The organism is Rhodococcus sp. KBS0724 (assembly GCF_005938745.2).
GTDB lineage: Bacteria > Actinomycetota > Actinomycetes > Mycobacteriales > Mycobacteriaceae > Rhodococcus_F.
Map to the genome: position 1 here is coordinate 4,177,509 of NZ_VCBX02000001.1, position 12,885 is coordinate 4,190,393.

The 12,885-nt window shown below is 62.9% G+C and carries 9 protein-coding genes and 1 pseudogene; 3 read left to right on the plus strand and 7 right to left on the minus strand.

Going from position 1 to position 12,885, the window contains the following annotated elements:
• Positions 1-114: 114 nt before the first annotated feature.
• The 6 genes from FFI94_RS19250 to ctaD form a co-directional block, all read right to left on the minus strand.
• Positions 115-1,020 (minus strand): LysR family transcriptional regulator, encoded by a 906-nt coding sequence (locus FFI94_RS19250; protein ID WP_138869244.1) that lies wholly within the window; start codon positions 1,018-1,020, stop codon positions 115-117.
• A gap of 115 nt (positions 1,021-1,135) precedes the next feature.
• Positions 1,136-2,908, minus strand: a complete 1,773-nt coding sequence (locus FFI94_RS19255) for an ABC transporter ATP-binding protein (RefSeq protein WP_138869245.1) — start codon at positions 2,906-2,908, stop codon at positions 1,136-1,138.
• Positions 2,905-4,731, minus strand: a complete 1,827-nt coding sequence (locus FFI94_RS19260; RefSeq protein WP_138869246.1) for an ABC transporter ATP-binding protein — start codon at positions 4,729-4,731, stop codon at positions 2,905-2,907. Before FFI94_RS19260 ends, FFI94_RS19255 begins: the two co-directional genes overlap by 4 nt.
• A gap of 243 nt (positions 4,732-4,974) precedes the next feature.
• The gene (locus FFI94_RS19265; protein ID WP_138869247.1) at positions 4,975-5,754 is read right to left on the minus strand and encodes a peptidyl-tRNA hydrolase; all 780 of its coding nucleotides are present in this window, start codon (positions 5,752-5,754) and stop codon (positions 4,975-4,977) included.
• Complete coding sequence (gene serB / locus FFI94_RS19270) at positions 5,751-6,971, minus strand: phosphoserine phosphatase SerB (RefSeq protein WP_138869248.1); 1,221 nt, start codon at positions 6,969-6,971, stop codon at positions 5,751-5,753. The genes FFI94_RS19265 and serB overlap by 4 nt, the downstream gene beginning before the upstream one ends.
• 150 nt (positions 6,972-7,121) lie before the next feature.
• Positions 7,122-8,855, minus strand: a complete 1,734-nt coding sequence (gene ctaD / locus FFI94_RS19275; RefSeq protein ID WP_185993254.1) for a cytochrome c oxidase subunit I — start codon at positions 8,853-8,855, stop codon at positions 7,122-7,124.
• A 346-nt stretch (positions 8,856-9,201) separates the two neighbouring features.
• Between ctaD and FFI94_RS19280 the strand changes: the two are divergent.
• From FFI94_RS19280 to FFI94_RS19290, 3 genes and pseudogenes are all read left to right on the plus strand, one after another.
• Positions 9,202-10,193 (plus strand): annotated as a pseudogene (locus FFI94_RS19280) (ABC transporter substrate-binding protein).
• Between the two features lie 55 nt (positions 10,194-10,248).
• Positions 10,249-11,310: an ABC transporter substrate-binding protein gene (locus tag FFI94_RS19285; protein WP_138873287.1), complete on the plus strand. Its 1,062-nt coding sequence runs from the start codon at positions 10,249-10,251 to the stop codon at positions 11,308-11,310.
• Between the two features lie 4 nt (positions 11,311-11,314).
• Positions 11,315-11,791 (plus strand): NUDIX domain-containing protein, encoded by a 477-nt coding sequence (locus tag FFI94_RS19290; protein WP_138869249.1) that lies wholly within the window; start codon positions 11,315-11,317, stop codon positions 11,789-11,791.
• Between the two features lie 54 nt (positions 11,792-11,845).
• Here the strand turns inward: FFI94_RS19290 and nrdF are convergent, their stop codons facing one another.
• Positions 11,846-12,811 (minus strand): class 1b ribonucleoside-diphosphate reductase subunit beta, encoded by a 966-nt coding sequence (nrdF, locus tag FFI94_RS19295; protein WP_033231096.1) that lies wholly within the window; start codon positions 12,809-12,811, stop codon positions 11,846-11,848.
• Positions 12,812-12,885 lie beyond the last annotated feature (74 nt).

Genomic DNA, 12,885 nt, shown 5'->3' on the forward strand with positions numbered 1-12,885 from the left:
AGGAACAGCGAGGCGAATCTACGTATGAGCACTCGGCCATCCTGGCGCACCACTGGATACTTAACCCATAGCCAAGATGGCGATACTGGACTGGTGGCTCAGGATGCCAGATATTCAGGATGCCAGATGCAGCGGAACCGCAGCCGTCCTGAGCGCACGGATGGCGGCGGCCACCGCCGGCCGCTCCAGCGAAGCACGACGGTACGTGACTCCGATCTCACGGGCGCCGTTCGCGATCGGGCACGCGATGAGGTGCTTGGCCGATTCCGGTACCGCCATCTCGGGCAGCACGGTCACTCCGAAACCGTGATCCACCATCTCCGCCATCGCGCTGAAACTTCCCGATCGATGTTCGATCCGCGGTGCGAACCCGGACTGCCTGCAGGAGAATGCAATCGACGCAACGGACGGTGCGCCGTCGGGAGCGGCGATCCAGTCGGCGTCGGCTACTGCTATGAAGCCGTGCCGGCGAACTCGCTCTTGCAGCGGGGCAGGTGCCAGTAACACGAGCGGATCGGTGAACAAGAACTCCGACTCCAACCCGACCGGCAGCACACTCGTCTGGAAGGAGTACGTGTAGGTGATCGCCAGATCGACTTCCAGTTGCCGGACAGCAGAAACCGAGTCGACGGGCACAGCGTCCACCAATCGCACGCGCAGACCTTGATGGTCTCCGCGGAGCCAAGTTGCTGCCGGAATGGCGAGGCGGGTGAGAGCCGAGGTGAACGTCGCGATGGTCAGGACACCCGTAGCCGCCTCGCCTGTCGCGGCAACGGCGCTCTCCGCCTCCTCGAGTGCGGCGACGATGCGCGCCGTGTGGTCGACCAGAACGCGGCCCGCGTGGGTGAGGCGCAGGACTCGGCCCACTCTCCGAGTGAGAACCTTGCCCACTTCCTCCTCGAGGAGTCGCATCTGCTGGGAGACTGCGGAAGTGGTTATTCCGTGACGTTCGGAGACCGCCGTCATCGTCGTCAGTTCCGCGAGGTCGTGAAGCAGAATCAATCGTCGTATGTCGTACATTTCATGTCCTCGCGGCCGGGCAGTCGAGCGGATAGCCCGTGTGGACATCATTGCGGAAATCTCCGCGGCGCGGCAGGGTTAGGATCACCGAGATCGAAGGAGCGCCTTCGTTTCGTCACAAACTGTTCATCGCACTCCAGGCCCGGTGCAGCGCAGCATAACGTCCACCGGCAGAGATCAATTCGGCATGTGAGCCCCGCTCCACGAGTTGACCGTCATGGAAGAGCAGCACGGTGTCCGCAGTTTCCGCGGTGATCATCCGGTGGGCGATCGTGACGGTCGTGCGGCCCTTCGTCAAGTGCCCCAAAGCTCGCTGCACCGTGACGTCGGTGGCGGGATCCACGCCGCTCGTCGCCTCGTCCAGTACCAGCAAGTCCGGGTCGACCAGCGCGGTGCGGGCGAGCGCCACCAATTGCCGCTCGCCCGCGGACAACGCATCGCCCCGCGTGCCGACGACGGTGTCGAGTCCGTTGCCGAGTCCCTGCACCCACGCGGACAAACCCAGATCGCCCAGCACGTCCATGACGTCGGCGCGGGTGGCACCGGGGCTACCCATCGCGATGTTCTCGAACACGGTGCGGTCGAACAAGAACCCTTCCTGCGGCACGATAGCGACGCGTCTGGCAAACGAACCGTCGGTGATGGTGCGAATGTCGGTTGCACCGAGTTCGATCGTTCCCTGCGTCGGGAGAAGTTGACGGGTCAGCAGTTTGGCGAACGTCGTTTTTCCCGAACCTGTTTCGCCCACCACTGCCACATGTTCGTGCGGCTCGATGTCGAGGTCGAGGTGACGAATCGCGCGCTTGGTGGGGCTGTACGAAAAATCGACCCCTCGCATCCGGACTCCGATACCACCGACCGGTAGTGGCACACCGGTGTGGGTATCCACTGCGACCGAGGGCTCGGACAGCAGGTGAAACACCCGGCGCAACCCCGCCACGGCGCTCTGCGACTCCCCCAGAATCGACACGGAGAACTGAAGTGGCCGCACGAAGAACGTGATGAGGAACAGGAATGCGACCAGCTGACCTGCGGTCAGATCCATCCACCCGATGTGGCCTGTGCCCACCGCAGCACCGAACAGCACGACGGCCGTGGTGATGGCTCCGCTGGCGGCTTCGCCCAGAGACATGTTGACGCCCAAAGGCAATTGGGTGTGCAGCAGCGATCGCCTCGTGGTGTCGATCAAGCCGTCCACCCGCGCCGCGATGCGCGCATCGGCTCCGTAGGAACGAGTCACCTCCGCGCCGTTCACCATGTCGGATACACCGTCGTACAAATTCGCCACTGCCACCCGGACTTCACCGAACCGGCGGGCTATCACGCGTTGAATCAACCGCATGCTCACTACCGCCACGACGGATACCCCGATCACAAGCAGCGCCAACTGCCAGCTGTACACCAGCATGATCGACGACGCGACCAGCATCTGTGCGCAGTTCGCCACGAGAGTGACGCCGCCGGTCTGAACGAACTGGGACACAGTGTCGACATCGCTCGTGACGCGGGCCACCAGCGATCCACGCGCCGTGTCGTCGAATCGTGCGGGCGGCAACCTGAAGATGTGCGTGAACGCCGCTATCCGCACCGCAGCCAATGCATTTTCGCTGGTGCGGATCAGACGACGGTTGAGCAACCACGATGCCGCCCCCGCTGCCGCGACACCCAGCGCTCCCACACTCACAGCGGTGAGCAGCACCGTCGAATTGTCTTTACCCGCATTGCCTTGCAGCAGTGCGTGATCGAGGGCGTACTGCACCGTCAGTGGCACGACGATACGTCCGCTGGCAGCAACGAACGCCAGCACAACCGTCAACCACATTCCGCGCAGCAACCCGGGGTAGAGCGCGCGGGTCACGCGAATCTTCGACACTACCGACTCGTTCACGAGCGCAAACCGTCGGCGTAGGCGTCCACGATCGCGCGGTAGGCGGCATTCGCTGCCAGCAGTTGTGCATGAGTGCCGGATGCTTCAACTAACCCGTTGTCGAGCAACAAGACTCGATCCGCCAACGTCACCGTGCTCTTTCGCGCCGCGGTCATCACGACCGTACATCGGCGCCCGCCGTCCGACGCGCTCACGAACTCACGGCGAATGTTGTCGAGTACATCGCGCTCGACAGCAGGGTCGAGCGCACTGGTCGCGTCGTCGAGAATCAGCAATGACGGCGAGCCGGCCAATCCCCGGGCCAGCGCAATCCGTTGGCGTTGGCCACCACTCAGAGAGGCTCCTCGTTTTCCGACGCCGGCGTCGAGGCCTCCGGAAAGGCCGCGGACGAATTCTGCCGCTTCGGCCACTTCGAGTGCCTTCCACACCTGATGATCGTCGATGTCTCGCCCCAACGTCACGTTGTCTCGAACAGTGTCGTCGAACAGGAACGCCGTCTGGCTCACCACCGCTACCCGAGACTCGATCTCCCCTGCCGCAAGAGATCTCACGTCGATCCCGTCGTAGTGCACAGTTCCCGAATCAGGATCCGCGAGTCGCGCGAGGACGCGAACCAGCGTCGTTTTTCCGGACCCGGTGGCACCGACGACAGCAACAACATCACCGGCAACAAACTGTAGGTCCACCGGACCGAGTGCGTCCCGGGTCGCGCCGTCGTACGCGAAGCGTGCCGCCGTCACCCGTACGCCCAACGCCCGCTCGCCGTGCGATGTTTCGGAGCCGTTCAGTGTTTCGGTGCCGAACTGCGTGTAGTCGACAGAATCGAGCACCGCACCGGTTCGCATGTTGCCCACCACGGCCAGCGGAAGCACACTGAGGAATCGCCCGATCATGCCCAACGGCAATGCCATCGTGAGAAACAGGTAAATGGTCTCGACCAGGGTGCCGACGGTCAGTTCGCCCGCGGACACCCGTCCCGATCCGATGAGCAGTACCACCAATACCGTTGCAGTCGGCGCAAGTTCGATGACAGGGTCAAAAGCGGCGCTGACGAAGGACATTCGAGTATTCGCGACTCGCGTATTCTCCGCCGCGCGCACGAATCGGTCGGACTCGTCCTCGACAATTCCGAGGGTGCGGATAACCTGCTCCCCCTCCACCGCTTCGTGCGCAACGGAGCTGACTGCGGCCCTGGCCCGTTGGGCGTCGCGCGCCCGCGGCGACATCACGCGCTGGTAGACGAAATTGGCAAGCAACACGACAAGAACCAGCATGACCGCAACCACTGCGAGGTACCAGTCCGAGCGCGCGATGTTCGCGAGCGCCACCATGAGCATGAACACACTGCCCATCGCAAAAGCGAAGAACTGCATGGGCGCCCACTGAACTTCGACGTCCGACACCACATTGGACAGAAGCTGCCCGGTCGAGTGCCGCCGATGCCAGGGGACTCCGAGCTTCGCGTACTGCCGTATCAGTGCGCGGCGCGTCGACGCCTGATTGCCGTACTGCACATGGGCCGCCGCCACCGCACGGGTGACGATGGTGATCACACGCAGCACGGAGACGCCGGCGATTGCGCCCAGTGCGATCCACCAGGACCTGGTCGGAACGGCGTGGTCGGTGAACGCCGGGATTATCAGGTGATCAGTAGCCCAGCCGATGGCAACTGCGCTGAAGACCATGGTCGATCCGTTGACCAATCCCGCGATGATCGACAGCGGAGTTGCCAGGCGATATCCGAGGCTGCCTTTGGCCATCACCCGCACACCGGTTCTCAGGACCGCGCCGGTGTCCATCGAATCGAGATCGTTGCCGGACAACGAGAATGCCGTACCTCCACGTATGGACAAAAGAACTACGACTGCGGCGATACGGATTCGACAACGGCCATTGCTGCTGGGGCAATGACCGGCGTAACCAGAGCTGGTTCGTTCTCGAGCGGCATGAAGGTCCTTCGGAGTTCGCGGTACTGAAAATAGATGCACGATTTAGATGCACGTGCACTCAATCGAGTCTGCACAGCCGACGGCGCGAGAACAAGGAAGCTGATCTACGAAGTTCGTTTAGATTTCCTTCACCGCGATCACGGTCATCGACCCTGGCGCCACTTCGGTGTATCCCGCATCCCGCACTGCGACAGCTTCCGAACTGTTCACACGGGCGAGTGCGTCGGCCCACTGAGCCTTGTCGGCATCACGAACCGAGCACCGAAATCCTGTTTGGGCCCAGCGCCACGCTTCCTCGTCGGACATGGCCGCCGCCAACAGCATTGACGCATGCCCGACCTGTGCCGATGCTTTTCCCACCGTCATCTCGAGCGCGGGATCAATCCACAGCACGGGCAATCCGGGTACGGGCGGGCCCGGGTTGTCGTGGTCGAGATCGGTGCCGCCGATCTGCATCTTCTTGATCCGCGGATCAAGGTCCCCGACAGGTCCGGGCACCAGAGCACGGGCTTGGGCGCCGCCGACCTCGACGGTGATTCCCGCTACATCCTGCGCGGCCAACCACTGCGCTCCCCGAGCACGGCGTGACACCTTGCGGATACGTCCGCTCACCCACGCAACGAAGTCTTCCTGCCACGGTCCGGGTTCACCGTCCTCGGCCACACCGACTCGCTCGTCGAGACACAGAGCCACCGCAGCTGACGCGGCCGCTTCGAGGAGCGAACTGCGCAGGGGCGGATCAGCTTTCGGGATATGCAGGACGATCGGCATCGCCAAGACCTGCGCCGGGTCGGCCGGATCCGGCCGGCCACCGTAGCCCGCCGCCAGCACGGCGTGCCGGGCGCGCCAGAGCGCGTCCGGTCCCGACATCACCGCGGCACTGGGGTCGTCGATCATGGGATCGGCACGCGCCGAACGCCGCCGTCGATCGCGTCTGCTGCTTCGACCTCGTCGCGGGTGACGCCAAGGATGAACAGAACGGCATCGAGGAACGGATGCGACAGAGCCGCATCGGCAACCTCGCGTAGTGCCGGCTTGGCGTTGAACGCCACACCCAAGCCCGCAGCGTTGAGCATGTCGATATCGTTGGCGCCGTCACCGACAGCCACGGTCTGCTCCATGGGGACGCCGACCTGATCGGCGAACTTCCGGAGAGCAACGGCCTTGGCGGCACGGTCGACGATCTCGCCGATAACGCGGCCGGTCAACTTGCCGTCGACAATCTCCAAGGTGTTGGCGTGAACGAAGTCCAGTTCGAGTTCGTGCGCCAAGCCTTCGATGACCTGACGGAATCCGCCCGAGACAACGCCGCAATGGAAGCCGAGACGACGCAGGGTGCGGATGGTGGTGCGTGCACCCGGTGTCAGTTCGATGCTCGCGGCCACCTCGTCGATCACCGAAGCGTCCAGCCCCGCGAGGGTTGCCACCCGCTGATGGAGCGATTCGGTGAAGTCGATCTCACCGCGCATCGCGGCTTCCGTGACAGCGCGAACCTCGTCTTCGACGCCGGCCTTGGCAGCGAGCATCTCGATGACTTCACCCTGAACGAGCGTCGAGTCGACGTCGAACACGATGAGCCGCTTGGCGCGCCTCGCCAAACCGGCCCGCTCGACCGCGATGTCGACGTTCTCGAGTGCCGCGACTTCGGCAAGTCCGGTGCGCAGCTTCGCATCGGCGTCCGCACTGTCCGCCGAGCTGACACTGAGTTCCAATCCCGTCACCGGGTAGTCGGCAACACCGCGAATGGAATCGATGTTGGCGCCCTGCTTGGCCAACTCGCGTGCCACTCCGCGCATCGCACGAGCGTTGACCGGACTGCCGAGGACAACAACCGCGTGGGTGGATACTGCTGGCCGACCGGGGTCCGCACCGATTTCGATGTCGACGTTCATACCGACCGTCGCCATTGCCTGCTCGAGTTCTTCCTGCAATGCCTCCGGATCGTTCGGGCAGGCAACGAGGACGCCAAGCGTGAGCCGACCTCGGATGACCACCTGCTCGACATCGAGCAGGTTCACATTGTGCCGCGACAATGCGGCGAACAGTACCGAGGTGACGCCGGGCCGGTCAGGCCCGGTCACGGTCACCAGAACAGTGGTGTCTGAGGCACCCACCGAGAACTCCGATCATTTCTTGGAAATCGTGTCGTGATCGACATGCGTCGACACCTATTGTGCCAATCGGCAATCGAACAAGCGAAAGGCCCCACCCGTTGTTCGGGCGGGGCCTTTGGCGTTGACCTACGTGTAGGTCGGGTTGCTCATCTAGTGAGAACTGCCTTCGAGGGCGTCGTTCTTACTGTTGTGGCCGGGGCCGACGTGCGCTTCTGCGCGCATCCGCTCAACCATGTGCGGGTAGTGCAGTTCGAATGCCGGACGCTCGCTGCGGATGCGCGGCAACTCGGTGAAGTTGTGACGCGGCGGCGGGCAACTGGTTGCCCATTCGAGCGAGTTTCCGTAACCCCACGGATCGTCGACCGTGACAACTTCTCCGTATCGGTAGCTCTTGAAGACGTTCCAGATGAACGGCAGCGTCGAGGCACCGAGCACGAAGGCAAAGATTGTCGAGACCGTGTTCAGCGACGTGAAGCCGTCGGACGGCAGGTAGTCGGCGTAACGACGCGGCATACCTTCGGCTCCGAGCCAGTGCTGCACGAGGAACGTGCCGTGGAAGCCGACGAACGTGGTCCAGAAGTGCCACTTGCCGAGGCGCTCGTCCATCATGCGACCGGTCATCTTCGGGAACCAGAAGTAGATACCGGCGTAGGTGGCGAACACGACGGTGCCGAAGACCACGTAGTGGAAGTGAGCGACAACGAAGTAGCTGTCCGTGACGTGGAAGTCGAGCGGCGGGCTCGCGAGGATGACACCCGACAGACCACCGAACAGGAAGGTGATCAGGAAGCCGATCGAGAAGAGCATCGGCGACTCGAAGGTCAATTGCCCCTTCCACATCGTTCCGATCCAGTTGAATATCTTCACGCCTGTCGGCACTGCGATCAAGAACGTCATGAACGAGAAGTACGGGAGCAGAACAGCGCCGGTTGCGTACATGTGGTGCGCCCACACGGCGATCGACAGAGCTGCAATTGCGAGCGTTGCGTACACCAGACCGCTGTAACCGAAGATCGGCTTACGGCTGAAGACCGGGAAGATCTCCGAGACGATGCCGAAGAACGGCAGCGCGATGATGTACACCTCGGGGTGACCGAAGAACCAGAACAGGTGTTGCCAGAGCAACACACCGCCCGTTGCCGGGTCGAAGATGTGACCACCTAGATGACGGTCGACAAACAGGCCGAGCAGTGCAGCGGTCAGCAGCGGGAACGCCAGCAGGATGAGGATGCTGGTGATGAAGATGTTCCAGGTGAAGATCGGCATGCGGAACATGGTCATACCGGGTGCACGCAGGCAGATCACGGTGGTGATCATGTTGACGCCACCGAGGATGGTTCCGAGACCACCGACAGCGAGACCCATGATCCAGAGGTCAGCGCCAACGCCCGGCGAATGCAGTGCATTCGTCAACGGGGTGTATGCCGTCCAACCGAAGTCGGCTGCGCCACCGGGGGTGACGAATCCGGCCGTCGCGATGATCGCGCCGAACAGGTACAGCCAGTAGCTGAAGGCGTTCAGACGCGGGAATGCAACGTCGGGCGCGCCGATCTGCAGCGGAAGAATGTAGTTGGCGAAGCCGAAGACGATCGGCGTCGCGTACAGCAGCAGCATGATGGTGCCGTGCATGGTGAACAGCTGGTTGAACTGTTCGTTCGAGAGAAACTGCATGCCGGGCACAGCTAGCTCGGCACGCATCATCAGGGCCATCAGGCCACCGATGAGGAAGAAGGCGATGGAAGTCGCCAAGTACATGATTCCGAGCACCTTGGGGTCGGTGGTCGTGATCATCTTGTAAATGAATGAGCCCTTGGGTCCCTGCCGCGGCGGGTAAGGCCTGGCTGCAGCTATCGCGGGGACTGGCTGGGGCGCTACGGCAGTCACTGATCCTCCTGAATGTGCCTTTGGTCGCTCCGCAGGCTCCTTCGACAGAGCCATTGGTCGCGCCGCAGGGTCCATTTCCCGGCGTGCGGGAAACGGCTTCTGGCTTGCGCTCATCGAATCGTAGACCGTGACCCTGACGCCTCGCGACCCGGTCCTACTCAGCGTCGTACTCGAGAGACCGTTTTGGCGCCCACTAAACGATCGACCTGCAGTTTATGTTCCCGAAGTGACGAGTGTGATCTCGTATTGCGGCGTGTCGCACCCGGGACTCGCGCCGCCGGGACGCCGACTCCCGATTTCTCCTTTTGTTAGGGTCTGGCTTGCCTAACCTAATACAGGAGTACCCGTGAAACACTTTGCTCGTCGAACCGCGGCGGTAACCGTCGTTGCTGCCCTTGCATTGATCGTCCCTGCGTGTTCGAGTGACGAGACGGACACCACCGCGACATCGACCGAACAAGGGGCATTCCCCCGCACGATCGAACACTTCCGCGGTAGTACCGAGATTCCGTCGCAGCCGCAGAGAATCGTTGCACTCGACAACAGCTTCACCGACGCAACACTGCTCCTGGAATCACCGCTCGTGGGATACGTCGACTACCGCGAACCGGGATTGCCCGATTACCTCGGATCCACGCGCGACGAGTTTGCCGCCGACGCGATATCCGTCGGAACAGTCGGGGCGGTCAGCCTCGAGAAGATCGCAGCACTCCAACCCGATCTGATCATCTCCGCCGAGGTCCGCGACGGAAAGAACTACGAACAACTCTCCGCCATCGCCCCCACCGTGTTCACCCAGACGACGGGGCCGACGTGGAAGGACAACATCCGACTCGTCGGTGAGGCCCTCGGCAAGGAAGATCTTGCCGCGCAGAAGATCGGCGAATACGAAGCGCGCGCCGCCGCCGTCGGAAGTGCCATAAACAAGACCGCGAACAACCCGGTCATCTCCGTCGTCCGCTTCGCCGGCGAGCCGACGGCACGCCTGTACCGCACCACATCGTTCAGCGGCATCGTCCTCGAGGACGCCGGACTCGCCCGCCCCGAGAACCAGGGCCCCGATCCCGCCGATCCGGGCAACATCATGATGAAGATCAGCCCGGAACTGATCAACGAGGCCGACGCCGACGTGATCTTCGTCAGCACGTGGCAGGATGCCGAGGCAAGAGCGCCGAAGCCGCGAAGCCGTTCCTCACGAGTCCGCTGTGGCAAACACTGCGTGGCCGAACCGTCGACGTCGACGATTCCGAATGGATGTCTCCGGTCAGCATTCAGGGCGCACACCTGATTCTGGACGACCTCGCGGACACGTTCGGAGTGGACAAGTCGAGCAGCTAACCTAAAGCGGCGCCCGCCCACACAGGAAGCCGTCGACTTGACCGTTCTCTCCCGCATCACTCTCCGCCGCGTCACTGTCCGCCGCATCTCGATACTCGGCGTCGCGGCCTCACTCCTTGTATTGAGTGGCTGTTCGTCGGATACCTCCGACGACATCGCCAGCAGTATCGTGCGCACCACGACGTCCATCGCCGGAGCCGGTGTCATGGGGCTCGCACGCGACACGGCATCTGCGTGCCCCGCCCCGACAGCAGCCGACGCGGGCAGCGGCCCCACGGTGACGCGACGCGTCGTGCACACAGCCGGCGAGACCGAGGTTCCCTCGGACCCCGCGCGCATTGTTGTGCTCGACAGCGCGTCGATGGACGCGGTCTGCGCGTTGGGATTGTGGGAACGTGTGGTGGGCGCCGCGACGGGCGTCGATTCCCCTCAGCCGTCGTACCTCGGTTTCGGCATTTCGGAAATTCCGAGCGTCGGCCCGGTCAGCGCTCCCGATGTCAATGCGATCAGGGCAGCCGCGCCGGATCTGATTCTCGGATCGAGCCCGGCGTCGGCAGACCTGTACGGGCAGCTGACCGGCATCGCTCCGACGGTGTTCGCCGGTTCCGACCCGGTCTATTGGAAGGCGCAGTTCGCGCTGGCCGGCCAGGCCCTCGGACGATCCGCGGCCGCCGCCGCGGCTCTGGACAGTTACCAACAGGACGCTCGGGAACTGGGCGAGTCGCTCAATTCAGCGCAGACGCAGGCATCTGTGGTCCGGTTCGATTCGGACTCCCTGAACATCGAGGGGCCCGCCTCGTTCTCCGGTCAGATTCTCAGCGACGTCGGGGTGCGCCGGCCGTCGGCACAACGACTCGCAGACACGGTGACCGCCGAGATCCCCGCCGACGATCTCAGCGCCGCCGAAGGTGATCTGATCTACGTGCTGTTCGACGGCCCGAACGGGCTGAAGTACGGAACCGACGTGATGAAGAGCGACCAGTGGCACGACCTGGGAGCGCCCGCCGGAAACCGTGTCTTTGTTGCCGAAGACGAAATCTGGAACGGTAACGGCCTGACTGCCGCTCGCGCCGTCCTCTCCGATCTTCAGCACACCCTCAACGGATACGCGAGCTGACGCGATGCCGATACCTGAGTTCATCATCGCGCTGCGCGAAAAAATCGGTCACGCGCCACTCTGGCTGTCCGGAGTCAGCGTCGTCATTCGCGACGACGCCGGCCGAGTGCTCCTGACCCGGCGCGCCGACAACGGTCTGTGGGCCGTGGTGTCCGGCGTCCTCGAGCCCGGTGAAGAGCCGGCGTCGGCCGCCGTTCGCGAGGCCAAGGAAGAGACGGGCGTCGACGCGGAGTTGGTTCGCATCACGAGTGTTGATGTGACAGAGCCCATTACGTACCCCAATGGGGACATCACGCAGTATCTCGACGTATGTTTCCTGGCCCGTTGGACGGGCGGCGACGCACATGTCGCGGACGACGAGAATCTCGAGGTTGCGTGGTTCGCGCCCGACAACTTGCCGGCGGATCTGACCGACACGTCGCGTCTGCGTCTGGATAAGGCGTTGCAGGACAAGGCAGAAGCCTGGTTTTGCGCGAACTGAGCCCGATTCCCGCGAGTGCAGGAATCGGGCTCAGTTGTCAGAGAGCGTCAGCGACTAGAAGTCCCAGTCGTCGTCTTCGGTGTTGATGGCCTTGCCGATGACGTAGGAGCTTCCCGAGCCGGAGAAGAAATCGTGATTCTCGTCGGCGTTGGGTGAAAGTGCCGACAGGATAGCCGGATTGACGTCCGTCTCGTCCTTCGGGAACAGTCCTTCGTATCCGAGGTTGTTGAGTGCCTTGTTCGCGTTGTAGCGCAGGAACTTCTTGACGTCCTCGGTCAGTCCGACCTCGTCGTACAGATCCTGGGTGTACTCGACCTCGTTCTCGTACAGCTCGAAGAGAAGCTCGAACGTGTAGTTCTTGAGTTCTTCGCGCTCCGCCTCGGACAGCTGCTCGAGGCCCTTCTGGTACTTGTAGCCGATGTAGTAACCGTGCACGGCCTCGTCGCGGATGATGAGGCGGATGAGGTCGGCGGTGTTGGTGAGCTTGGCCCGCGAGGACCAGTACATCGGCAGGTAGAAGCCCGAGTAGAAGAGGAAGCTCTCGAGCAGGGTCGACGCGACCTTGCGCTTGAGCGGCGACTCACCGTTGTAGTAGTCGAGAACGATCTGAGCCTTGCGCTGCAGGTTCGGGTTTTCCTCCGACCAGCGGAAGGCGTCGTCGATGTCGGGCGTGGAGCACAGCGTCGAGAAGATGGAGCTGTAGCTCTTGGCGTGCACCGATTCCATGAAGGCGATGTTGGTGTACACCGCTTCTTCGTGCGGAGTGATGGCGTCGGGGATGAGGCTGACGGCACCGACGGTTCCCTGGATGGTGTCGAGCAGCGTCAGACCCGTGAATACGCGCATCGTGAGTTGCTGCTCGGGAGCGGTCAGAGTCCCCCAGGACGGGATGTCGTTGGAGACCGGCACCTTTTCGGGCAGCCAGAAGTTGCTGACGAGGCGGTCCCACACCTCGGCGTCCTTCTCGTCCTGGACGCGATTCCAGTTGATTGCGGAAACGCGACTGACCAGCTTGACCATGATTCCTACCTAGCGCGAGAGATACTGCCGAATGTTGGCTTGCCTGAACACTACCCGTTGTGTCCGACTCCAGA